Source organism: Pseudomonas oryzihabitans, from assembly GCF_006384975.1.
In the GTDB taxonomy this organism is placed as follows: Bacteria; Pseudomonadota; Gammaproteobacteria; order Pseudomonadales; family Pseudomonadaceae; genus Chryseomonas; species Chryseomonas psychrotolerans_B.
The window spans coordinates 1,615,492-1,639,249 of record NZ_CP021645.1 but is presented as its reverse complement, the minus strand read 5'-3'; the positions used below and the strand labels follow the sequence as shown (position 1 = coordinate 1,639,249).

The 23,758-nt window shown below is 64.7% G+C and carries 20 protein-coding genes and 1 tRNA gene; 12 read left to right on the top strand and 9 right to left on the bottom strand.

The annotated features are described in order from the left end of the window. Positions 1-471, top strand: a complete 471-nt coding sequence (gene cadR, locus CCZ28_RS07115; protein ID WP_058761130.1) for a Cd(II)/Pb(II)-responsive transcriptional regulator — start codon at positions 1-3, stop codon at positions 469-471. Here cadR and rimO read toward each other — a convergent pair. Beyond that, positions 468-1,799 (bottom strand): 30S ribosomal protein S12 methylthiotransferase RimO, encoded by a 1,332-nt coding sequence (gene rimO / locus CCZ28_RS07110; RefSeq protein ID WP_140217154.1) that lies wholly within the window; start codon positions 1,797-1,799, stop codon positions 468-470. The two genes, cadR and rimO, sit on opposite strands and share 4 nt — an antisense overlap. Positions 1,800-2,105: 306 nt before the next feature. On the opposite strand from rimO, the gene CCZ28_RS07105 reads away from it, so the two are divergent. Next, positions 2,106-3,947: a potassium transporter Kup gene (locus tag CCZ28_RS07105; RefSeq protein ID WP_140221298.1), complete on the top strand. Its 1,842-nt coding sequence runs from the start codon at positions 2,106-2,108 to the stop codon at positions 3,945-3,947. 46 nt (positions 3,948-3,993) lie between these two features. On the opposite strand, the gene CCZ28_RS07100 is transcribed toward CCZ28_RS07105, so the two are convergent. The 5 genes from CCZ28_RS07100 to CCZ28_RS24410 form a co-directional block, all read right to left on the bottom strand. Continuing rightward, positions 3,994-4,299 carry a hypothetical protein gene (locus tag CCZ28_RS07100; RefSeq protein ID WP_140217152.1) on the bottom strand — a complete coding sequence of 102 codons (306 nt, stop codon included), beginning with the start codon at positions 4,297-4,299 and terminating at the stop codon, positions 3,994-3,996. A 96-nt stretch (positions 4,300-4,395) separates the two neighbouring features. Continuing rightward, entirely contained in the window at positions 4,396-5,670 is a 1,275-nt protein-coding gene (locus CCZ28_RS07095; protein WP_140217150.1) for a virulence factor family protein, read from the bottom strand. A gap of 7 nt (positions 5,671-5,677) precedes the next feature. After that, entirely contained in the window at positions 5,678-8,335 is a 2,658-nt protein-coding gene (gene mprF / locus CCZ28_RS07090; protein WP_140217148.1) for a bifunctional lysylphosphatidylglycerol flippase/synthetase MprF, read from the bottom strand. A 193-nt stretch (positions 8,336-8,528) separates the two neighbouring features. After that, positions 8,529-8,605: transfer RNA gene (locus CCZ28_RS07085), tRNA-Met, on the bottom strand. Positions 8,606-8,695: 90 nt separating this feature from the next. After that, the gene (locus tag CCZ28_RS24410; RefSeq protein ID WP_167371442.1) at positions 8,696-8,842 is read right to left on the bottom strand and encodes a hypothetical protein; all 147 of its coding nucleotides are present in this window, start codon (positions 8,840-8,842) and stop codon (positions 8,696-8,698) included. Positions 8,843-9,013: 171 nt separating this feature from the next. Between CCZ28_RS24410 and CCZ28_RS07080 the strand changes: the two genes are divergently transcribed. The 3 genes from CCZ28_RS07080 (at position 9,014) to dinB (ending at position 10,788) form a co-directional block, all read left to right on the top strand. Further along, positions 9,014-9,340, top strand: a complete 327-nt coding sequence (locus tag CCZ28_RS07080; protein WP_140217147.1) for a hypothetical protein — start codon at positions 9,014-9,016, stop codon at positions 9,338-9,340. A 24-nt stretch (positions 9,341-9,364) separates the two neighbouring features. Further along, positions 9,365-9,598, top strand: a complete 234-nt coding sequence (locus CCZ28_RS07075; protein ID WP_140217145.1) for a hypothetical protein — start codon at positions 9,365-9,367, stop codon at positions 9,596-9,598. Between the two features lie 92 nt (positions 9,599-9,690). Continuing rightward, positions 9,691-10,788, top strand: a complete 1,098-nt coding sequence (gene dinB / locus CCZ28_RS07070) for a DNA polymerase IV (protein ID WP_140217143.1) — start codon at positions 9,691-9,693, stop codon at positions 10,786-10,788. Positions 10,789-10,794: 6 nt separating this feature from the next. Here dinB and CCZ28_RS07065 read toward each other — a convergent pair whose 3' ends face one another. Then, positions 10,795-13,563 carry an ATP-binding protein gene (locus CCZ28_RS07065; protein WP_140217141.1) on the bottom strand — a complete coding sequence of 923 codons (2,769 nt, stop codon included), beginning with the start codon at positions 13,561-13,563 and terminating at the stop codon, positions 10,795-10,797. Between the two features lie 210 nt (positions 13,564-13,773). Between CCZ28_RS07065 and CCZ28_RS07060 the strand changes: the two genes are divergently transcribed. The 5 genes from CCZ28_RS07060 (at position 13,774) to mazG (ending at position 20,209) form a co-directional block, all read left to right on the top strand. Further along, positions 13,774-14,664: an alpha/beta hydrolase gene (locus CCZ28_RS07060; RefSeq protein ID WP_205894641.1), complete on the top strand. Its 891-nt coding sequence runs from the start codon at positions 13,774-13,776 to the stop codon at positions 14,662-14,664. 80 nt (positions 14,665-14,744) lie between these two features. Then, the gene (gene cysM / locus CCZ28_RS07055) at positions 14,745-15,644 is read left to right on the top strand and encodes a cysteine synthase CysM (protein ID WP_140217139.1); all 900 of its coding nucleotides are present in this window, start codon (positions 14,745-14,747) and stop codon (positions 15,642-15,644) included. Then, positions 15,631-16,992, top strand: a complete 1,362-nt coding sequence (rlmD, locus tag CCZ28_RS07050) for a 23S rRNA (uracil(1939)-C(5))-methyltransferase RlmD (protein ID WP_140217137.1) — start codon at positions 15,631-15,633, stop codon at positions 16,990-16,992. The genes cysM and rlmD overlap by 14 nt, the downstream gene beginning before the upstream one ends. 62 nt (positions 16,993-17,054) lie before the next feature. Further along, positions 17,055-19,295, top strand: coding sequence for a GTP diphosphokinase (gene relA, locus CCZ28_RS07045; RefSeq protein WP_140217135.1), 2,241 nt, complete (start codon positions 17,055-17,057; stop codon positions 19,293-19,295). Between the two features lie 68 nt (positions 19,296-19,363). After that, the gene (gene mazG, locus CCZ28_RS07040; RefSeq protein WP_140217133.1) at positions 19,364-20,209 is read left to right on the top strand and encodes a nucleoside triphosphate pyrophosphohydrolase; all 846 of its coding nucleotides are present in this window, start codon (positions 19,364-19,366) and stop codon (positions 20,207-20,209) included. Between the two features lie 114 nt (positions 20,210-20,323). On the opposite strand, the gene CCZ28_RS07035 is transcribed toward mazG, so the two are convergent. After that, complete coding sequence (locus CCZ28_RS07035; RefSeq protein WP_058761118.1) at positions 20,324-20,638, bottom strand: EscU/YscU/HrcU family type III secretion system export apparatus switch protein; 315 nt, start codon at positions 20,636-20,638, stop codon at positions 20,324-20,326. Next, positions 20,635-22,212 carry a flagellar hook-length control protein FliK gene (locus CCZ28_RS07030; protein ID WP_140217131.1) on the bottom strand — a complete coding sequence of 526 codons (1,578 nt, stop codon included), beginning with the start codon at positions 22,210-22,212 and terminating at the stop codon, positions 20,635-20,637. Before CCZ28_RS07030 ends, CCZ28_RS07035 begins: the two co-directional genes overlap by 4 nt. 264 nt (positions 22,213-22,476) lie before the next feature. Here CCZ28_RS07030 and ccmA point away from each other — a divergent pair, with 264 nt between their 5' ends. Further along, on the top strand, positions 22,477-23,082 hold the full coding sequence (ccmA, locus tag CCZ28_RS07025) for a cytochrome c biogenesis heme-transporting ATPase CcmA (RefSeq protein WP_140217129.1): 606 nt from the start codon (positions 22,477-22,479) through the stop codon (positions 23,080-23,082). Continuing rightward, positions 23,079-23,750 carry a heme exporter protein CcmB gene (ccmB, locus tag CCZ28_RS07020; RefSeq protein ID WP_140217127.1) on the top strand — a complete coding sequence of 224 codons (672 nt, stop codon included), beginning with the start codon at positions 23,079-23,081 and terminating at the stop codon, positions 23,748-23,750. Before ccmA ends, ccmB begins: the two co-directional genes overlap by 4 nt. Positions 23,751-23,758: the final 8 nt, after the last annotated feature.

The window sequence follows — 23,758 nt, the reverse complement described above, 5'->3', positions numbered from 1 at the left end:
ATGAGAATCGGTGAGCTGGCCAAGCGTACCGACTGCGCGGTCGAGACCATTCGTTATTACGAGCGTGAGGGGCTACTGAATCCGGCGGCTCGTAGCAGCAGCAATTACCGTCGCTATGACGAAAGCCATGTCGAACGCCTGGTTTTCGTGCGCCACTGCCGGTCGTTGGACATGACGCTGGAAGAAATCCGCGCGCTGCTGACGCTGCGCGATACGGCCGAGCCCGGCTGCGACCAGGTAGATGCCTTGATCGGTGCCCACCTCCACCATGTGGAGGTCCGTATCCGCGAATTGAACCAACTGCGTGAACAACTGGTGACGTTGCGCCGCCAGTGCCAGGGCGAGGGCGAAGGAGACCGCTGTGGCATCCTTCGCGAACTCAGTCAGCCGGCTGCCCCCTCACCGACCACGGCGCAGTGTAGCGCTGCCGGGCACGCCCATGTACCCGGCACCCACCGGCTGCACGATTAGAGCGCTTCCGCCCAGAGATCGTATTCGTCGGCGTCGGTGACCCGCACCCAGACCTTGTCGCCAGGCTTGAGCGGCGTTTCGCTGTCGACGTAGACGTTACCGTCGATCTCCGGGGCATCGGCATAGGAGCGGCCGATGGCGCCCTGGTCGTCGACTTCGTCGATCAGGACTTCGATCTCGCGCCCGATCTTGAGCTGTAGGCGAGCGGCGGAGATGGCCTGCTGGTGGGCCATGAAGCGCTCCCAGCGGTCCTGCTTGACGTCATCCGGGACCGGCTCGAGACCCAGGTCGTTGGCCGGTGCCCCTTCGACCGGCGAGTACTGGAAGCAGCCGACACGATCCAGCTGGGCTTCGGTGAGCCAATCCAGCAGGTACTGGAAGTCTTCCTCGGTCTCGCCGGGGAAGCCTACGATGAAGGTGGAGCGGATGGTCAGCTCCGGGCAGATTTCCCGCCAGCGCTTGATGCGGGCCAGAGTCTTGTCCTCGAAGGCCGGGCGCTTCATCGACTTGAGCACCTTGGGGCTGGCGTGCTGGAAGGGGATGTCCAGGTAGGGCAGCAGCTTGCCGGCGGCCATCAGCGGGATGACGTCGTCGACGTTGGGGTAGGGATAGACGTAGTGCAGACGCACCCAGACCCCCATGCCCGACAGCGCCTCGCATAGCTCCAGCATGCGCGTCTTGACCGGCTGGCCATTCCAGAAGTCCAGCTTGTACTTGAGGTCCACGCCGTAGGCACTGGTGTCCTGGGAGATCACCAGCAGCTCCTTGACTCCGGCCTTGACCAGGCGCTCGGCCTCGGACAGCACATCGCCCACTGGCCGGCTGACCAGCTTGCCGCGCATGGAGGGGATGATGCAGAAGCTGCAGCTGTGGTTGCAGCCTTCGGAAATCTTCAGATAGGCGTAATGGCGCGGGGTCAACTTGATGCCCTGCGGCGGTACCAGATCGATCAGCGGATTGTGCTCGAGCTGCGGCGGTACCACCTCATGTACGGCATTGACCACCTGCTCGTACTGCTGCGGCCCGGTCACCGCCAGCACGCTGGGATGCACGCCGCGGATATTGCCCTCGTCCACGCCCATGCAGCCGGTGACGATCACCTTGCCGTTCTCGGCGATGGCCTCACCGATGGCATCCAGGGACTCGGCCTTGGCACTGTCGATGAAACCGCAGGTGTTGACCACCACCACATCGGCGTCTTCATAGGTCGGCACGATCTCGTAGCCTTCCATGCGCAGTTGGGTGAGGATGCGCTCGGAGTCGACTGTGGCCTTGGGGCAGCCGAGGCTGACGAAACCGACCTTGGGGGCGGACGCTTGGATGGACATGGGCTAACCTCGGCGGGCGCTCAGCAGGCGCCTTGATCAAAAAACGCGCGATTCTAGCCATCTCTGCCCCTGCTTGGAAGAGCAAAGCACGGCGCATCGATAGCGCAGAGCTTTTTGCCGACAGAAGAGTCTATGTTGCGGAAGGCGCTGCGCTGAGGGGTTGTTCCCCTTGCCGTGCCGGTCTTTCGACTTGATCCCAGCGCCGCTTCGGCGCAGGATGCGCCGATTTTTCGACTCTAGGAGCGTTGCATGAGCCGTCCGGAACACGATAGGGAGCAGGGTGGTAAAGCCCCGTCGGCACTGGGGATGATCGTTCTCGCCACCGGTGTGGTGTATGGCGATATCGGAACCAGCCCTCTCTATACGCTCAAGGAAGTCTTTTCGCCGCACTACGGTCTGCCGCTGAACCACGACAGCGTGCTAGGCATTCTTTCGCTGATCTTCTGGTCACTGATCTGGGTGGTGACCATCAAGTACATCACCTTCGTCATGCGCGCGGACAACCAGGGCGAGGGCGGCATCATGGCCCTCACCGCGCTGGCCCGCCGCGCGGCACAGGGCTCGCCGCGCTTGGCCACCACCCTGGTGCTGCTCGGCCTGTTCGGCGCCGCGCTGTTCTATGGCGACAGCATGATCACCCCGGCGGTCTCGGTGCTCTCGGCGGTGGAGGGCCTGGAACTGGCCTTCGATGGCCTTGAGGCCTGGGTAGTACCCATCTCGTTGATCATCCTGGTGGGCATCTTCGCCATCCAGAAGCGCGGTACCGCGACCATCGGCAAGTTCTTCGGTCCGGTGATGGTGCTCTGGTTCACCTCGCTCGGTGCCCTCGGTGTCTATGGCATCGTCCAGCAGCCCGAGGTGCTGAAGGCCTTCAACCCCTACTGGGCGGTGGAGTTCTTCGCCGCCAATCCGGTGAAGGGCTTCATCGTCCTGGGCGCGGCGGTCCTGGCCCTGACCGGTGCCGAAGCCCTCTATGCCGACATGGGCCACTTCGGCCGCAAGCCCATCGCCCGCGCCTGGTTGCTGCTGGTGCTGCCGGGGCTGGTCCTCAACTACTTCGGTCAGGGCGCGCTGCTGCTCGCCGATCCGTCCGCCGTACGCAATCCCTTCTACCTGCTGGCGCCGGAATGGTTGCTGCTGCCGCTGATCGGCCTGGCGACCCTGGCGACCGTCATCGCCTCCCAGGCGGTGATCACCGGCGCCTTCTCCATGACCCGCCAAGCCATCCAGCTGGGTTACATCCCGCGCATGCAGATCCAGCACACCTCCAGCCAGGAGCAGGGGCAGATCTACATTCCGCTGATGAACTGGACGCTGATGCTGGGCGTGATCTTCCTGATCCTCACCTTCCAGTCCTCCGCCAACCTGGCCGAAGCCTACGGCGTCGCCGTGACCGGCACGATGCTGATCACCAGTTGCCTGGTGTCAGCGGTGATCCTGCTGCTATGGAAGTGGCCACGCTGGGTCATGGTGCCGCTGCTGATCGGCTTCCTGCTGGTGGACCTGCTGTACTTCTCTGCCAATGCGCCAAAAATCTTCTCCGGCGGCTCCTTCCCGGTGATCGCGGGCATTATCATCTTCATCCTGCTGACCACCTGGAAGCGCGGGCGCAAGCTGGTGGTCGAGCGCCTGGACGACGGTGCGCTGCCACTGCCGATCTTCATCAGCAGCATCCGCGCCCAGCCGCCGTTCCGCGCCAAGGGCACCGCAGTATTCCTCACCGCCCGGACCGACGTGGTGCCCCACGCCATGCTGCACAACCTGCTGCACAACCAGGTGCTGCACGAGCAGGTGGTGCTGTTGACGGTGCGCTATGAAGACCGGCCGCGGGTATCGCGCGGAGAGCGCATGGAGGTCGAGGACTTCGGTGATGGCTTCTTCCGGGTGGTGCTGCACTATGGCTTCATGGATGAGCCGGACATTCCCCTGGCGCTCAGCCATTGCCCCTATCCCGGCCTGGACTTCACCCCGATGCGCACCACCTATTTCCTCAGCCGGGAAACGGTGATCGCCACCAAGCGGCTGGGCATGGCGCCCTGGCGGGAAAATCTCTTCGTGTTCTTGATGAAGAACGCCAATGGCAACCTGAGATTCTTCAAGCTGCCGGTGAACCGGGTGATCGAGCTGGGTACCCAGGTCGAAATCTGATTCGGTTCAGCCAAAGAAAAGGCCTCTTCTGAGGCCTTTTTCATGACTAGTTCACGGCCGGTGGGGGAAGGGCGTTGGGATCGGTGATGAAGGGCATCTGCCAGCCGTCCAGGCGCTGACCGCGGCCTTCCAGTTCGGCACGAACCGTGCCGATGTAACCCGCCAAACGAAGCGGATCACGATAGTCCGCTTCGCTCAGTTGTTCCTCGGTGTAGAGGGTCTTGCCTTGCGCATCGGCGATGCCCAGGGCCAGGTCGTGGCCATCGGCACCGGATGACACCACGCAGCCAAGGGGTTGAAAGGCATCTACCAGGATCTTGCTGGCGGCGTCGGCGGAAAGCGGTGTGCTCATGGCGAAGGTCTCCGGGGCTGATACAGCCATAGACCGCCAGGCACCGCTACGTTGTTCCGCCCGTCCGTCCGGGCCCGCAGGCCCGGACGGTGCACGCTATTGCGGCGTGCGGTCCTGGATGGCCTTGACCATGAAGTCGGCCAGCTTGTCGTAGTTCTCGTCGAAATGGTGGCCACCCGGACGCTCCAGCTTCTCACCCGACATGCCGGGCTCGGTGCAGCCGCTGTCGTCCTTCTCTTCACCGCCATAGACGCAGAACAGCTTCGCGGCGGGAATGAGCTTGGCTTCGGGCAGGGTGTCGGCTTCGTCGCCGGGCTTGCCCAGCCAGCCTTCCACAGCGATCTCGAAATTGCTCTTGCGGCTATAGGCCAGCAACAGCAGGGTGGTGATCTGGTCTTGATCGGCCTTGGGCAGGCGGTTGTACACCGCCGGCAGGATGTCGGCGCCGAAGGAGTAGCCGGCCAGCACGAAGTGCTTGGCGTGCCACTTCTCGCGATACTCCTGCATCAGGTTGGCCAGGTCAGCCGCTACCTGTTCGGGGCTCTTGTGCTGCCAGAAGTAGCGCAGCGAGTCGACGCCCACTACCGGATACCCATCTTCGTTCATCGATTGTGCCGAGAGGCGGTCGATGTCGCGCCAGCCGCCGTCACCGGAGTAGAAGATGGTCACGGTGTCCGGATGACCGGGCTTGACGTCCGGATCGGCAGGCATCTCGATCACCGGTACGTCGTTGTGCTCGCCCAGCAGGCGCGTCTTGAGCTGTTCGCGCAGGACCACCGGCAAGGCGGTACCGTAGTCGGCGATGGTCAGGTCGGCGTTGGGCTGCTTGCGCACGAAGATCGCCGAGTCATCGGTGGGATGATCGTTCCAGGCGATGTGCCACTTGCCGTGCTCGGCCTTCTCGGGCAACGGATCGGGGCAGTCGAGGTTGGTGATATCGAAGCCGACGCTGAGGGCTGCAGCCTTGTCGTTATCCTGGCTGGCCAGCCAGCGCCAGGCGCGTACGGCGCCCGCGCCGATACCGCCGACGAAGGTGGGCGGCTCGCTGAGATGCTTGGCGGCGGCGTCGAAATCGGCAGTCTGGGCCTTGCAGTCGTGCTGTGGGACGATTTCGTACTGGACCAGTTCGGCGCCGGTGTTGGTCGCCAGGCTCAGCAGATCGGCGTCCGACAGTTGCAGGTCGGGCGGCGTGGCCAGCAGCACCCGCGTATGGGGTTCGCCCTTGGGGGCGGCCATGGTCAGCAGACGGCCATCGGACTGGGTGATGACCTTGACCACCGGTGCCGAGGGCCAGCGATGAAACCACCACCAAGTAGCGCCACCGGCGATCAGGATGATAAGGAGCAGTACCGCGAGTACGCGTTTCAGCATAAGGATCTCAACGTTTGACCAGGCCGGTATAGCCACCGGCGATGAGGGCGGCAGTGTCAGCGAAAGCGACGAGAGGGTCTAGCCCCGCGGGAACCGCCATGTAGCGCGGCTCCCACTCGGGGTCGAACTTGTCCTTGAAGCGGCGCAGGCCCTGGAAGTTGTAGAACTGTTCGCCGCGGCGGAACACCATGGCGCCCAGGCGCTGGGTGATGGGCGCGCCTCGACGAGGATGCAATCCCGCCAGCGGCACCATGCCCAGGGAGAAACGCGCGAAGCCAGCCGCCTTGAAGTGCAGGATCAGGCCAAGCATGAGGAACTCCATGGTCTGCTTGGGCGCATCGGCGGTAACCCGCATCAGGTCAATGCTGGCCAGATCGGTGCGCTCGGTTTCCAGCAGATTGGCGAAGGCCACCGCCTTGCCCTGAAAGCGAACCACGGCGATCCGGAAGTGACTGAGATAGGCCCGATCGAAGCGACCCAGGGAAAAGCCTTTCTCGCGCACCTGCTTGCTCTCCAGCCAGACGTCGGAGATGGCCTTGAGTTCGTCCAGCGGCGCCTCGCCGGGCGCATGGAACTCGATGGCGAGGCCATCACGCTGACCGCGGTTCCAGGTGTAGCGCAGGTCCTTCTTGCCCTTGCTGTCGAGATCGAAGGTATGCAGATCGACCCGCGCCTCTTCACCGAGCTTGAGCGCCGTAAGACCGATGTCCATGTAGAACGGCAGGTTCTCGGCGCGTACCTGATAGAACACCGGGCGAGCGTGGTGCAGATCGCAGAGGTCGCGGAACTTCCAGATCAGCTCGGCACGCGGTTGCGAGCGGCCGATGGGGTCGAACAGGGCGATCAGACTGCGTCCCCGGCGTCCATACATGAGGAAGGCAGGATCGGTGTCATGGAAGAGCAGAGCCTTGTCACCGGTCATGACCAGGCCGCCATCCGGCTGGCTGGATTTGCGTACGATGCTGAAGGCGCGCTCCAGATCCTCGCTATCCGGGGCCTCGATGGCGGGCGGTGCCGCGCGCAGCAGCCAACCCAGGGCGATGATCAAGAGCAGTACCGAACTGCCGAGGGCCGCACGCAGACCGCGCGGGGCATCGGCATCGAGTGCGAATTGCCACCAGAGGCGCGTCTCGTAGGGAACGTCCTGATAGGCGAACAGCAGCAACCAGACCGAGGCGGCGACCACGCAGATGCTGGCGGTCACGTACAGCGGCGAGAACGGTTGCTCCATCAATCGGCTGCGGCGATAGAAGGACTTGCGGAAGATGGCAAGCAGCGCAGCCGTCAATGCCAGGATGGAGGCTTCCTCCCAGTCGAAACCTTTCAACAGGGAAAGCAGGCAGCCCAGCAGCAGCAAGACCAAGGTCACCGCCCAAGCCGCGGACAGGCGCCGACGCAGTCCTTGCGCCAGCAATAGACAGACGACGCCGATCAGGCTCGCGCCCAGGTGGGAGGCGTCGATCAAGCGCTGGGGAAGCAGGAAATCCATGCCCTCCAGGCGGGTGTCTATTTCAGGGGTGACCCCAGAAAAAAGCAAAACCACCCCAGAAAAAAAAACCAGGATGGCCAGGATGGGTGCCGCCAGACCCGACGCCACGCGCACGGCCGGGCTGTTCGACAGCAGGCGGCGGCCTTCGCTGAACAGCAGCACCAGGCAGGCGAGCACGAAGGGCAGCAGCACATAGAACAGGCGATAGACCACCAGCGCCGCGGCGAGCTGCGCAGCGCCCAGTTCGTTGGCGAAGGCAGCCAGCAAGACCGCCTCGAAGACGCCTACGCCACCCGGAACATGACTGAGCACGCCGGCGGCCAGGGCCAGCAGGTAGACCAACAGGAAGGCGCCAAACGGCGGTGCCGTGGGCAGGAGCAGATAGAGCACCATCGAGGCCGCGATGACGTCGAGGATGGTGATCACCAGCTGCAGGGCGGACAGGCGTAGCGTCGGTAGCCGCAGGACCCGCTTGCCAATACGGAAGTGCAGGGCATGAGCGCAGGGTTGTTCGGCCACACGCCAACGGCGCAGGGCCAGGATGCCGATGGCGTAGCCGACCAGGATCAAGCCGGCCGCGGTGACGATCACGCTTTCCGGTACACGCAGTGCCTGGGTCGCGGCTTCCAGGTTGGTCAGGGCAGCGATGGCCGCCAGCGGAGGGAGTGCGGTTCCCAGGGCGAGGCTGGAAAAGACCGTCATCTGCGCGACTTCCAGCGCGCTGAGACCCTGACGGGCATAGAGGCGATAACGCACCGACCCGCCAGAAAGCATCGACAGGCCGACCGCATTGCCGATGGCGAAGGCCGTGAAACCACCAAAGGTCCAGGTCTTGGCCGGGAGTTTGATATCGGCGAAGCGCATCGCCGACCACTCGTAGCCCAGCAGGATGGTAAAGCCGGCTGCCGCCGCTAGCAGGGCGCCGAGCAGGGAGGAGTGCGGGATGTCGCGCAGGGCATCATGCAGGGCCTCGCCGTCGATGCTGCTTAGCAAATGCCAGCATACCAGCAGGGCGGCTGCGAACAGCACCAGCGTAACGCCCAGTTCGATGGGCTGCCGGTAGGCCGTCAGCTTTTCCAGAAGACGCCAGGGCAGCGCGGGAGGCGGCGAAACGTGGTGCTCAGAATGGGCTACCGGCTTCGAGGAGACCTCTTTGGCTGGATCAGGTGCAGTCATGCAAACTCCTCTTAACAGGAAACGCGCGTCAGATTACTGGTCGCGCGCGGTTTGCCAAGCCTTGTACAGATAAAAAAGCTCTATACCAATCTTTGTAGCAGTTCACGCTACAGAGTTCGCACCGCTCGAAGCTCGCCATCAGGCCAAATTTCGAGCAAAAAAAAACCACTCAAGAGAGTGGTTTTTTCGAATTTGGTTGCGGGAGCTGGATTTGAACCAACGACCTTCGGGTTATGAGCCCGACGAGCTACCAGACTGCTCCATCCCGCGTCCGATGGGGCTCAGTATAGGGCCAAGAAAAAATTCGTCAAGAAAAATTTAATATTCATCAAGGAGTTATTCGGCCGCGCCGGGTGAGTGTCACTTGTCGGCATCGCTTTTCTGCATCTGGACCGAGGCTTTTTCACCACTGGAGCGGTTCTGTTGATCCGACTGATCACGATCGAAACAGCCGCCGAGGGCCAGGGTAGCGAGCAGGGCACAGGAAAGGAGTAGAGGGCGTTTCATGAGAGGTCTCCCGGTTGTACGTGCTCAGTCGACCTGCCTGTCCTGGAAAGAGTCCGGAAATTCGATGAGTGCCCGGCAAATGCAATGAGAACGTGATTGCAAAACGCCATGAGATGAGTGGGGGAGGGTAATGGCCATATGCTATCTTTGGCGTCTGTTATGGAGAACACCATGAACCCTTCTCAGGACTCGAGCTGTCTGGATCAGCGCATCATGCGCGTAATGGAGCAGGACGTACCGGCACTCGTCGTGCAGCTGTGCAACCTGTCATTGGCACTGGCCGGTAGCAGCGCCGTTGGCGCTGGCGAAATGGCACTTCAGGTCGTAGACAAAGTCGAAAGACTGGTCGATGACATGCAGACGCTCCGTGCCTGTGCTCAGGAGCTGCTGGACGCCCCGTCCCGCCATGTCCGCCCCGGCCATTTCGAAGAGCGGATCGTCCCTGTCAATGACGAAGAGGGTCCGTTCGACGACGGGCAGCGTGACCGAGCCGTTTGACCAGGAAAGTCCGGAGTGGCCACCATGAATCTCTTGCTGGAAACCCTACTCGATCATCTGCGCAGTCTCGGTCGTATCGAATTCTTCGAGCGCAGCGAGCATTTCGCGCGTCTGATGGTGACTACTCCGGATGGCGTCATCGCCGAACGTGACCTCTATTACGATCAGTTGCACCATGCCCATGACCTCAAGGCATTGGTGGACGAATTGCGCGAAGAGGTCATCCATCGGCAGCGACTGCTGCAGGACGTTGGCTGATCGCAGTTCGTCGTCCATCATGGACAAAGTCCCCGGGTCTTGGCTTACTGTACGGATATTCAGCTGCAGTGCCCGGCTCGGCATCCTTTCCCATGGCCCCGGACGATTCTCTCGAGTCTCTTTCTCCCAAGCGCCAGCGCAAGATCATCCATGTCGATTGCGACTGTTTCTATGCGTCCATCGAGATGCGCGACGATCCGCGCCTGGGTGGCAAGCCGCTGGCCGTAGGCGGTACGCCCGATCGGCGCGGCGTGGTGGCGACCTGTAACTACGAAGCCCGCGCCTTTGGCGTGCGCTCTGCCATGTCGTCCCACCAGGCGCAGAAGCTCTGTCCGGATCTGGTGTTCGTCAAGCCACGCTTCGACGTCTACAAGGAGGTCTCGCGGCAGATCCATGGGATCTTCCAGGACTACACCGACCTGATCGAGCCGCTGTCGCTGGACGAGGCCTACCTGGATGTCACCCGCTGCGACCTGTTCAACGGCAGCGCCACCCTCATCGCCCGCGACATCCGGCGGCGGGTCTGGGAAGAGCTGAACATCACGGTGTCCGCCGGGGTGGCGCCCAACAAGTTTCTCGCCAAGATCGCCAGCGATTGGAAAAAGCCCAACGGGCTGTTCGTCATTGCGCCCCAGGAAGTGGCCGACTTCGTTGCCGTGCTGCCGGTGGCCAAGCTGCACGGAGTGGGCAAGGTCACGGCGGATAAGCTCAAGCGCCGCGGGATCGTCCTGTGCAGCGATCTGCAGAGCTGGTCGCGCTTCGACCTGCTGCGCGAATTCGGCAGCTTCGGCGAGCGTCTCTGGTCCCTGGCGCATGGTATCGACGAACGCCAGGTAAAGGTGGATAGCCAGCGGCAGTCGGCCAGCGTGGAGCGCACCTATGACCGCGACCTGCCCGATGCGGCGGCCTGTGTGCAGGAATTGCCCGAGCTATTGGCGAAGCTCGAAGAGCGGTTGACGCGGCTGGCCGACCGCTATCGCCCGGAACGACCCTTCATAAAGGTCAAGTTTCACGACTTCACCCAGACGACCCTCGAACAGCAGGGCGCCGGTCGGGATCTCGACAGCTACCGGCGGCTGTTGGAACAGGCGTACCGTCGAGGTAATCGGCCGGTACGGCTGCTCGGTGTGGGCGTGCGGCTTATCGATCTGCGCGAGGCCGCTCTCCAGCTCAGGCTGTTCGAGGACTGACGCCGCTCAGAGCGGGCTCTTCGCCTGGGAGGAGAGGTTGACGATGGCCGCATCCAGTTCGTCCAGTGCCGGGCTGGACGTGGGCGCGCCCTGTTTGAGCAGGGTCTCGCTATGCTGGCAGGCCGCGCGCAACTGCGGTACGCCGCAATAGCGGGTGGCGCCATGCAGGCGGTGGACGCGCTCGATCAGGGCGATGCGGTCGCCGTCCTCGCGGGCCTGGCGAATGGCCTGACGATCCGCTGCCAGGGAGGCGAGCAGCATGCTCAGGAGATCCTTGGCCAGGTCCGGCTTGTTGGCCGCCAGGCGCAGGCCTTCGTCCAGGTCCATCACCGGCAGCATGGAGATGTCCTGACCGCCGCTGTTGAGGCTGGTGACCTCGGGCGCCGAGCTGTGCAATAGACGCAGGCCGGTCCATTTGAGGATGACCTGGGCCAACTGCCGGTCACTGATGGGCTTGGTGAGATAGTCGTCCATGCCGCTCTGCAGCAGGGCGCGCTTTTCATTGGCCATGGCGTGGGCGGTGAGGGCGACGATGGGCACCGGCGTACCGCCTTCGCTGGCTTCCCAGTCACGGATGGCCTCGGTGGCCTGGCGACCGTCCATGCCGGGCATCTGCACATCCATGAACACCAGGTCGAAGCGCTCCTGCTGCACGGCCTCGACCGCGGCATAGCCGCTTTCCACGGCCATGACCTGGGCGCCGAGATCGGTCAGCAGGGTTTCCACCAGCAGCAGATTGGCCGGATTGTCGTCCACGCAGAGCAGGCGGGGCGGGCGATCGGTGATGCCCAGGCCGCCACTCTCGTTGCGTTGCGGCCGCTGATTGAGCAGTTCCGCCACGGCCTGCTCCAGCTTGCGGCTGCAGGCCGGCTTGGAGTGCAGCTGGCAGTGGACATCGGGCAGCGAGGCGTGGAACACCGCCTGGTCGGTGGTCGGGCAATAGACCAGGGTGTTGCAGTCCTGCCGGCCCAGCTCCCAGATGCGTTCGGTGAGCAGGTCCGGCGGAATGCTGCGGGCATTGACGCCGAGCACCGCCAGGCTGATCGGCAGCTTGCCGGCGGCCGGGTGGGCGACCGCCTCGCTCAGTTGCTCGAGGGTGTCGAACAGTTCGACGCTCAGGCCGCATTCCTCGAGCTGGTGCTGCAGCGCCTGGCGGGTGAGGGGATGCGGCTCCATCAGGCCGACGCGGCGGCCGGCCAGGGCGATGCGCTTGTGACTCTCGACGCTGCCGTGGGCCTTGGGCAGGTTGAGGGTGATCCAGAACTCCGAGCCCTCGCCGGGAATGCTTTCCAGGCCGATCTCGCCGCCCATCTGCTCGATCAGGCGCTTGGAGATCACCAGGCCCAGGCCGGTGCCGCCCGCTTGGCGAGTCAGGGAGTTGTCGGCCTGGGAGAAGGCCTGGAACAGCATCTGCCGATCTTCTTCGGTCAAGCCAACACCGGTGTCCTGCACGCTGATGCGCAGTTGGGCGTGATCGTCGGTCTCTTCCTCGACCATGGCGCGCACGGCGATGGTGCCGGAATGGGTGAACTTGATCGCGTTGCTCACCAGGTTGGTGAGGACCTGGCGCAGGCGCTGGGGATCGCCGACCAGATGGGTCGGCGTATCGCGATAGACGAGGCAGACCAGTTCCAGGTGCTTCTCGTGGGCGGAAGGCGCCAGGATGGTCAGGGTGTCCTGGATCATGTCGCGCAGGTTGAATGGCAGGTTCTCCAGCACCAGCTTGCCGGCCTCTATCTTCGAGAAGTCGAGGATCTCGTTGATGATGCCCAGCAGGCTTTCCGCTGAATTCTGGATGGTGCTCAGGTAGTCCTGCTGGCGCGGGGTCAGCTCGCTCTTCTGCATCAGGTTGGTGAAACCGATGATGCCGTTGAGCGGGGTGCGGATCTCATGGCTCATGTTGGCCAGGAATTCCGACTTGATGCGGCTGGCCTCCAGCGCGGCCTTGCGGGCCAGGTCGAGTTCAATGTTCTGGATTTCGATGGTTTCCAGATTCTGGCGGACGTCTTCGGTGGCCTGATCGATGTTGTTCTGCATCTCGAACTGGGCATTTTCCATGGACTCGGCCATGCGATTGATGCCGGTCGCCAGTTCGTCGAATTCCGGGCTGCCGAGCTGCACGGGCAGGCGCGTTTCCAGGCGGCCTTCCTGCAACTGACCGACCCCCTGGGCAATGACCTGCAGTGGGCGATTGATCCGGCGCCCCATGCGCACCGCGATGAAGGCGGTGAAAGCGAGGCCGAGCAGGATCAGCAGCAGGCCGGCCACCAGGTTGCGATAGCCGCGCAGCAGGGTGGCGTGATGGGACAGTTCGAGTTGAATCCAACCCAGGGTCTGGGGGGTGGCGGTGCTGCCATCGCTGCGGGTCAGGCGCAGGTCATGGGTCTGCACCGGCAGGTTGAAGTGGGTGATGTCCAGCCCGGATCTCATGCTGATGGTCTGGAAGTCGCGGCCACTCAGTTCGATGGTCATCGAGGGACCGGCGTGGGCGAGGACGTTGCCGTCGGCGTCGAGAAAGCTGATGGCGCGGACATCGGCCTGGTCGAGTGCGCGCTGGGCGATGCGATTGAGTTGATCGTTATCGCCGGCACGCATGGCCGGGGCGATGAGGGGCGCCATCTGCTGGGCCACGAGCTGACCGTGCTCGATGAGCTGGCTGCGCATGTCCGATAACTGGACCCAGCTGAAATAGACCCCCAGCAAGGCCGCCATGCAGCAGGTCGGCAGGACACTCAGCAGCAGAATGCGCCCCTTGAGTCCGAGTTCGTCCAGCACGGCTCATCTCCCGAGCAAATTGGCAAGTCTAACCCCATTGCCGAATGTAAAGAGATTCTTTGCGAAAGGGGTCGCACCTCCCAGAGCAGCGATCCGGGAAAATTCGCGAACGATGCCACGGACCCGCTCCGGGGCGTACAACCATCGCTCCCGACGGCGGTCTGGTAGGGATTGCCGGTCGCTCCGGTGTGGTCTGTCGAGGAAAGTCTTTTGAAGAAGAGTTGCAGTCTGGTCCTGGCGGGTGCCCTGATGCTGGGTGTCGGCTGGGTGGCACCGACCCTGGCCCAGGAGCCCAGGAAAGGCACCTTGGTGGAGCGGGGGTCGATGTACTACAGCTTCGAGACCCATCTGCTGAACTCGGTGGACGGCAAGCGGCGCTATCGGGTCTACATCGGTATCCCCAAGCAGCCGGCGCCGATGATGGGTTATCCCGCGCTCTTCCTGCTCGATGGCGATGCCGCCCTGGCGCAACTGCAGGACGTCTGGCTGTCGCCGCACAAACTGAAGAATCCTCCCGCGCTGGTGGCGATTGGCTACGCCGACGCGGCCGATGCCATGCAGGAGCGCACCTATGACTTCACTCCGGCTATAGGTGGCGGACGCAACCGCGACGATGTGCGCAAGGACTGGCCAGCGGGCGGCTCCAGCGCCTTTCTCGACCTGATCGAGCAGCGCATCAAGCCGCTGCTGACCCAGAGCGTGCCGGTGGATCCCAATCGCCAGACGCTCTGGGGGCATGGCTACGGCGGCCTGTTCGTGCTCGACACCCTCTACCGCCAGCCGCAAGCCTTCCAGCGCTACGTGGCGAGCGACGTGGCCTATGGCTGGCAGCAGGGCCATATCCTCAAGCGCGCCGAGCAATTCCAGGGGGTGGGTGGTGCCCGGCCGGTGCAGCTCTGGCTGTTCTCCGGCAGCGAGGACCTGACGCGCAAGGTCGCGCCCGATGCACCCAAGCGCTTGGCCGAACGTCTGGCGGGGCTGCCGGGCTTGCAGGTGACGTCCCAGGTAAGGCCCAACCTGGGCCCGGAGGCGATCCTGTCGATCAGTCTGCCCGTGGCGCTGGAGGTGGCCAGCGACGGGGTCGCCGCGCCCCGGTTGTAGCGGTGCGCCGGACGGGTGGGGTCGGCGCGGGTTTGGGGGTATCATGGAAGGCTTTCACCCCAGGCGGAACGAGCTGATCCATGAGTCTGCACTATCCCACCATCGCCGATTGCATCGGTAACACGCCTTTGGTGCGTCTGCAGCGCCTGGCCGGCGACACCCGCAGTACCGTGCTGCTCAAGCTGGAAGGCAACAATCCGGCGGGTTCGGTGAAGGACCGGCCGGCGCTGTCGATGATCCGCCAGGCCGAGGCCCGCGGCGACATCCAGCCCGGTGACACCCTCATTGAGGCCACCTCTGGCAATACCGGGATCGCCCTGGCCATGGCCGCCGCCATCATGGGCTACCGCATGATCCTGATCATGCCCGACAACTCCAGCGCCGAACGTAAGGCGGCCATGACCGCCTATGGCGCCGAACTCATCCTGGTCAGCAAGGAAGAGGGCATGGAAGGCGCGCGCGACCTGGCCACCCGCATGCAGGCCGAAGGCCGCGGCAAGGTGCTCGATCAGTTCGGCAATGGCGACAATCCGATCGCCCATTACCTGGGGACCGGCCCGGAAATCTGGCGCCAGACCCACGGCAGCATCACCCATTTCGTCAGCTCCATGGGTACCACCGGGACCATCATGGGGACCTCGCGCTACCTTAAGGAGCAGAACCCCGCCGTGCAGATCGTCGGTCTGCAGCCGGCAGAGGGCGCCGCCATTCCCGGTATCCGGCGCTGGCCGGAGGCCTATCTGCCGAAGATCTACGAGGCCAGCCGCGTGGATCGCATCATCGACATGTCCCAGCAGGAGGCCGAGGACACCATGCGCCGCCTGGCGCGCGAAGAAGGCATCTTCTGCGGCGTATCGTCCGGTGGTTCGGTGGCCGGTGCGCTGCGCATCGCCCGCGAAGTCGAGAATGCGGTGATCGTGGCGATCATCTGTGACCGCGGTGATCGTTATCTGTCGACTGGCGTCTATGACCCGCGCTAAGCGAGGCGGGGGCCTGCGCTTCCAGCCCGCAGGCGGTTCGCGTCCGGCCGCGGTACCGACCGGCAAGCGCCAGGTGCTGAGTATCGAGCGGCTGTCCAACGACGGCCGTGGCATTGGTCACGAAGGCGGGCGGACCTGGTTCGTCACCGGTGCCCTGCCGGGCGAACGTATTGAGGCGCGAGTGCTCGGTGCCCGCAGCCAGGTGGTGGAGGCCCGTACCCTCAAGGTGCTGGAGGCCAGCCCACTACGGCGCACACCGCCTTGCACCGTGGCTGACCGCTGCGGCGGCTGTACGCTGCAGCACCTGCCCCATGCCGACCAGTTGACGCTCAAGCAGCAGGCCCTGGCGGAACAATTCCAGCGCCTGGCCGGTACCCAGCCCCTGGCCTGGGCAGAGCCCTTGGTCGGTCCCGAATTCGGCTATCGCCGGCGGGCCCGGGTCGCCGTGCGTTGGGACGAGCGCCAGGGCCGGCTGGACGTGGGCTTTCGCGCCGAGGCCAGTCAGGACATCGTCACACCGGACGACTGCCTGGTGCTGGTCCCGGAGTTGCAGCCGCTGCTACGGGCCCTGCCGGAGCTGCTGGCTGGCCTGGAGCGCCCCCAGGCCATAGGCCATGTGGAGTTGTTCCAGGGCACCGCGACCGCGCTGTTGGTCCGTCATACCCAGGCCTTGTTGCTCGGCGATCAGGCGCGCCTGCGCGACTTCTGCGCGGCCGGGCAGGTTCAGCTCTGGTGGCAAGGCAAGGGCGAGCCAACGCCTGATCAGGCGGATGTCACCCTGGGTTATCGGCTGGCGGACTGGGACGTGACGCTCGCCTATCAGCCGGGCGATTTCGTCCAGGTCAATGCGCCCATCAACGTGGCGATGGTCGCCCAGGCCTTGGACTGGTTGGCGCCGGGGGCCGGTGATCGGGTGCTCGATCTGTTCTGCGGTCTGGGCAACTTCTCCCTGCCGCTGGCCCGCCGGGCCGCCGCGGTGACCGGGATCGAAGGGGTGGCGGCGATGACATCACGGGCAATACAAAATGCACGTGACAACGGCATCGGCAACGCGCACTTTCTACAGGTGGACCTGTCGAACCCGCTGCCCACCGAATTGGGCGCCCATTCGCTGGCCTTGCTGGATCCGCCGCGCGATGGTGCGTTGGAAGTCGTCCGGCAGCTCAAGGGACTGGGGGTGGGGCGACTGGTCTATGTGTCCTGCAATCCGTCCACCCTGGCACGGGATGCGGGTGAACTGGTGCGACAGGGCTATCGCATGACGCGGGCGGGGATTCTCGACATGTTCCCCCAGACTGCCCATGTGGAAGCCATGGTGTTGTTCGAAGCGGGCGGGATGCCCGGCTAACGACGGCTCGCCAACGCTGCGAGCCAATCCGGCGAGAACGCTGCGCCGTGAGGAAGGGGTAGATGGTACAGGTCAGAGCGCATCAGCCAGTCAACGTCGATGGCAGCATCAACCTCCATGCCTGGCTGGATCACATCCAGAGCGTGGATCCTAATCTCGATCGCGAGGCCTTGCTGGACGCCTGCGGCTTCGCCCGCACGGCGGAAGAGAATTCCGGACAGATCGAGCACTCCTGGGCGGAGGGGACATCCAGTTTCCATACCGGCCTTGAGATGGCGGAGATCCTCGCCGACCTCAAGTTGGACCAGGACAGCCTGATCGCCGCCATCGTCTATCGCGCGGTCCGTGAAGGCAAGGCCAGTCTCAAATCGGCCACCGAGCATTTCGGGCCGGTGGTGGCCAAGCTGATCGAAGGCGTGCTGCGCATGGCGGCGATCAGCGAAAGTCTCAATCCGCGCAAGTCCATGGTCCTGGGCAGCCAGACCCAGGTGGACAACCTGCGGCGGATGCTGGTGGCCATGGTCGATGACGTGCGCGTGGCCCTGATCAAGCTGGCCGAGAGGACCTGCGCCATCCGCGCGGTGAAGAACGCCACCGAAGAGCGCCGCAACCGGGTGGCCCGCGAGGTCGCCGACATCTATGCGCCCCTGGCCCATCGCCTGGGCATCGGTCACATCAAGTGGGAGCTGGAGGACCTGTCCTTCCGTTACCTGGAGCCGCAGCAGTACAAGCAGATCGCCACCTTGCTCCACGAGCGGCGGCTGGATCGCGAGCAGTACATCGCCGACGTCATGCAGCAGTTGCGTGACGAGCTCACCGCCACCGGTATCAAGTCCGATATCAGCGGGCGAGCCAAGCACATCTATTCCATCTGGCGGAAGATGCAGCGCAAGGGCCTGGAATTCAGCCAGATCTATGACGTGCGGGCCGTACGGGTGCTGGTGCCCGAGGTGCGTGACTGCTACACCGCGCTGGGCATCGTGCATACCCTGTGGCGGCACATTCCCCGCGAGTTCGACGACTATATCGCCAATCCCAAGGAGAACGGCTACCGTTCCCTGCACACGGCGGTGATCGGTCCGGAAGGCAAGGTGTTGGAGGTGCAGATCCGCACCCACGCCATGCATGAAGAGGCCGAGCTGGGCGTCTGCGCCCACTGGCGCTACAAGGGCACCGACGTCAAATCGGCGTCCAACCACTACGAAGAGAAGATTTCCTGGCTGCGCCAGGTGCTGGAGTGGCACGAGGAGCTGGGCGACATCGGCGGGCTGGCCGATCAACTACGCGTCGACATCGAGCCGGACCGGGTCTATGTCTTCACCCCCGATGGCCACGCCATCGACCTGCCCAAGGGCGCGACGCCGCTGGACTTCGCCTATCGGGTGCATACCGAGATCGGCCACAACTGCCGCGGGGCCAAGATCAACGGCCGCATCGTGCCGCTGAATTACCAGCTGCAGACCGGTGAGCAGGTGGAGATCATCACCGGCAAGCAGGGTTCGCCCAGCCGTGATTGGCTCAACCCCAACCTGGGCTATGTGAATACCTCGCGGGCGCGGGCCAAGATCGTCCACTGGTTCAAGTTCCAGGCGCGCGACCAGAACGTCGCTGCCGGCAAGGCCATGATCGAGCGGGAATTGTCGCGCCTGGCGCTGCCGCCGGTGGACTTCGATACCCTGGCCGAGAAGGTCAACTACAAGGGTTCCGAGGACATGCTCGCGGCCCTCGGCGCCGGCGATCTGCGGCTGGCCCATGTGATGCACGCGGCCCAGCAACTGGTGGAGCCGGACAAGGGCCAGGACACCCTCGATCTCATTCCGCGCAAGCCCACCAACAAGCCGGGCAAACGCGGCGATGTGCAGATCCAGGGGGTGGGCAATCTGCTGACCCAAATCGCCGGCTGCTGCCAGCCACTGCCGGGTGACCCCATCGTCGGCTACATCACCCTGGGGCGCGGCGTGACCATCCATCGGCAGGATTGTGCCAACGCCCTGCAGCTGGCCAGTCGCGAGCCGGAGCGGACCATCCAGGTGAGTTGGGGGCCGGTACCGGTACAGACCTATCCGGTCGATATCCTCATCAAGGCTTTCGACCGTTCGGGCTTGTTGCGCGATGTCTCGCAGATCCTGCTCAACGAGCGGATCAATGTGCTGGCGGTGAACACCCGCAGCAATCGTGAGGACAACACCGCCAACATGCTGCTGACCATCGAGATTCCCGGTCTGGATGCCCTCGGGCGCCTGCTCGGGCGTATCTCTCAGCTGCCCAACATCATCGAAGCCCGGCGTAATCGCGCCGCCTGAGCGGCGTGATCGCGACCCCCACGAGGCGCCCCGGGCGCCTCGCTCTTTTTCCGGCGACAGGATTCACCATGTACCAGCTCGACGACCTGCTGCACCTCATGGCCCGGCTGCGCGATCCGCAGCATGGCTGCCCCTGGGATCTGCAGCAGGACTACGCCAGCATCGTGCCCCATACCCTGGAAGAGGCCTACGAGGTCGCCGATGCCATCGCCAAGCGTGATTTCCCCCAGGTGCGCGACGAACTGGGCGACCTGTTGTTCCAGGTCGTCTACTACAGCCAATTGGGTCGTGAAGACGGTCACTTCGACTTCGCCCAGGTGGTGGACGGCATCACCCGCAAGCTGGTGCGCCGCCATCCCCATGTCTTCCCCGACGGCGACCTGCATGGGCCCCTGGACCTGCCACGGCTCGACGAGGCGACCATCAAGCGTCGCTGGGAAGAGATCAAGGCCGAGGAGCGTGCGGAAAAAGCCACGGCGCCCGAACAACTGTCGCTGCTGGACGATGTGCCGGCCGCGCTGCCGGCCCTGAGTCGCGCGGCCAAGTTACAGAAGCGTGCGGCCAATGTCGGCTTCGATTGGGCCGATGCCACGCCGGTGGTGGCCAAAATCCAGGAAGAGCTGGACGAGGTCCGCGAGGCCATGGCCAACGGCCAGGCCGCACAGGTGGCGGAGGAGGTAGGTGACCTGCTGTTCGTGATGGTCAACCTGGCGCGCCACCTGCGCGTCGATGCCGAGGACGCCCTGCGCCAGGCCAATGCCAAGTTCGAGCGGCGCTTCCGCTATATCGAGGACGCCCTGAAAGCCCAGGGGCGCACGCCCCAGGAGGCAAGCCTGGAGGAGATGGATGCCCTGTGGGATGCGGCCAAGGTGGAAGAGAAGGGCAGCGTCGGGCATTCGTTGCAGGGTCGCTGAACCCAGGCGGAGGTTGGCGCTGAGCGTAGCGAAGCCCAACGTTAGCGAGGTCTGGACCGTGTTCGATGTGTCGCCGAGGCCCTTCAGTTGGGCTTCGCTGCGCTCAACCGCAACCTACGGCATCCGCTCCCAACCCGGCGAATGATCCGGTTGGTCGGCCAGGTGCGCGGGGCATTTACCCTTGAGGTGCCAGGCGAAGGCGATGATCTCGGCCAGGGTGCGATAGAGCGCCTCGGGAATCTCCGAGCCCAGCTCCAGGCGGGCCAGGATGCGCACCAGGTCGGCGTTCTCGTAGATCGGCACCTCGTGCTCGCGGGCAGTGGCCAGGATAAGTTCGGCCAGTTCGGCGTCGCCCTTGGCGGACAGGATCGGGGCGCTGCTGCCGTCGTAGGACAGGGCGATGGCCTGGCGGGGAGAAGAGGTGCTCATGCGGTATCGTCGATCCAGCGTTGTTCGAGGGAGGTACGCGGATTGCGCGCGGGTCGGCCTTGGCGGCTGCTGAGATCGCCGACCACGAAGCCGGCCGCCAGCAGGCGCTCGCGCAGATGGGGCAATTCGGTATCGATCAGCGCCGCGGTGGCGCCTTTTTCCGCCCAGAATTCGCTCGACAGTCGACCGCTGGCGAGTTGGGCACGGACCTGCAGGGGGCCGAGTGGCGCCAGGTCGAAGGCCAGTTCCACTTTCCACAGGCTGTCGCGGGTTTCACCGTGGGTATCCGGCGGCGGTCGTTCTTCCTGGAAGCGGACCTGCACCGCGCCGAGTCGCTCGCCGTCGCGCCAGGGGATTTCGGTCTGCCAGGTGGACAGGTAGTAGCCGTCCGGCAGGACCTGGGTCTGCGCCAGGCTGGCGAGCTGGTGGGTCTGCAATCGCGCGATGACGCCGGTGGCCAATTGCAGCAATTCGTCGAGTTCGGCATTGGCGGCGCTGAGGCCACGACCGTCGCGCTCGCCCAGGGGAAAGTCCAGGGCCGTGGGTTGGCGGTTGGCGCTGGCGACGCCGCCCAGGGCGCGGCGCAGGGCGTCCGGTAGATTCTGCTGGGCGGCCTGGGCCAGCACCTGGGGATTGCGCAGCGGATCGCCTGGCATGCTGGCCAGCAGGCGGTCGACCAGGCGCAGCAGATTGGCCTTGAAGTCTTCCTGAATATCGGAGCCGCTACGGTCCAGCAATTGCTGCTCCAGTTGCAGTCCGCTGCGGGCCAGGGCGCGGGTCCAGCCCTGGGGCGTGGTGAGGGCCTCGGTGTCTTCCAGGTTGGCCAGCAGCGCCTTGAGCGCGCTGCCCACCGACGGCGGCAGCTCCTGCTCGGGAAGGGCGTCCTGCAGCCACTGCAGCAAGCCGTTCATCGACAGCTGGCGTTGGCCTTGGCTCTGGAGCTGGTGATCGATGTCGAGCTGGTCGAGCCGCTGCGCCAGGGGCAGCACCGTGACTTCCTGGCTGTCCTTGATCACCACCGTCAGCAGGCTGCCCACAGGTACCGGGCGGGGTGATTCCAGCTTGAGCTGCTTGCCTTCGAGACTGGAGGTCAGCGCCTTGGCGATCACCTCGTAGGTGGGGGTGCCACTGGTCTGTTGCAGCAGGCTGCTCAATACCCGCAACTGCAGGGTGGTGCCCACCGGCAACTGGCGCAGGTCCAGTTGCTGCAGCGGTGGTGGCGGTGCCTCGACCCCGTCCAGGCTCTGCAGCAGCACGGCCAACTGGGTGGAACTCAGGGTGCTCACCAGCAACTGGCTACCGACCGGCAGGTTGTTGGTCGGGCTCTGGGTGGTGAGCAGCACGCTGCCACCCTGGGCGAGCTGGAGCTGCAGCAGGAATTGGAAATTCTGCCCGGCCGGACGGGTGGCGAGCACCTCGGCGGTGGCCGTGGTGCCAGCGGGAATGAGGTCGTCGAGGGACTGCAGTGCCTGCAGGATCTGCGCACCGGCGTCCGACGCCTGCGCCGCCGCGGCCCGGACGGGCAGGGTGGGCGTGACGCCAGGACTGAGCGAGATCGTAGGAATGGAAGGCATCGGGCAGGTCCGGAAAAGTCGCCTGTGTATAATGACGCGCTTTCAGATTCTGTACGAAAGCAGCCGAGCGACGGTCAGGCGAGGCGAAGAACGTTGAGGAAGCGCATTTCCGAAGGGTAAATGAGCATTCTGACCGGGCTGGCGGCCCAGGCGTTTTTCAACGAAGCATCACCGAGGCGCAGGCCGTTTTCGTACAGAACCTCGAGGCGTGTGCCGGGTTAACGGCCGCTGCTCGATCGACTTTAATCCCTGGAACCCCATGCCGTGAACCCGCCCCTGCTCGACGCCGTCGCGCTCCGTTGCGAACGGGGCGATCGCCTGCTGTTCGACGGCCTGAACCTGAGCGTGCGTCCGGGGGAGTTGTGGCAGATCGATGGCGTCAATGGCAGTGGCAAGACCAGTCTGCTGCGGATCCTGGCAGGGCTGTTGCCAGCTGACAGCGGTACGGTGCGCAGACCCCCGGCGGCTGAGCTGCTCTGGCTGGGCCATGCCCCGGGCATCGCCGAAGGCCTGACCGCCCGGGAAAATCTGCACACCCTGGCGAGCCTGTGGCGGCCCGCCAGTGCCGAAGCCTGCACGGCGGCACTCGCGACCCTTGGCCTGGCCGAGCTGGCGGATGAGCTCTGCGCGCGGTTATCGGCCGGTCAGCGCCGCCGGGTCGCCCTGGCGCGGCTCCATTTGCCCGAGCCGCCCGCCCTGTGGTTGCTGGACGAACCCTTCACCGCCCTGGATGCGGCGACCTGCCAGCGCCTGGAACAACGACTGCAAGCGCATTGCCTGGACGGCGGCGCCGTGGTGCTGAGCAGTCACCGCGAATTGGACAGCGTACCCGCCTCTTACCGCCGCCTGGCGTTGGACGGTGGCCGGTGACCGGCGCCTGCCTGGCCATCCTGCGCCGCGAGTGGCGCCTGGCCTGCCGCCGACCGGCGCAGTGGCTCACGCCGCTGACCTTTTACGCCTTGGTGGTGATGCTATTTCCCCTGGCCCTGGGCCCGGACAGCCGCCAATTGGCCACGCTGGCACCGGGCCTCTTGTGGATCGCGCTGCTCCTGGCCCTGTTGCTCGGCCAGGAGGCGCTGTTCCGTAGCGAATGGCAGGACGGTTCTCTCGAACACTGGCTGCTGGCGCCTCAGCCCCTGGCGCTGCTGGTGCTGCTCAAGCTGTTGGTGCACTGGTGCTCCGCCGGCCTCGCGCTGGTGGCGTTGACGCCCCTGCTGGCGCTGATGCTCGGGCTGCCGGTGACGGCTCTGCCGGCAACCCTGGCGGCGCTGGTGCTGGGCAGCCTGGCCCTGACCCTGATCGGTGCCATCGGCGCGGCCCTTACCGTCGGGCTGGCCCGCGGCGGTCTGCTGTTGGCGCTGCTTAATCTGCCCCTGCAGATCCCCATCCTCATCCTCGGCACCAGCATCCTGGACGCGGCGCGCCTGGGCCTGCCGGTGACGGGACTGCTGCTCTGGCTGGGCTGCCTGACGCTGTTGGCCCTGACCCTGGCGCCCCTGGCCGTGGCTGCTGGCCTGCGCATCGGGGTCGCCCAATGACGAGAACC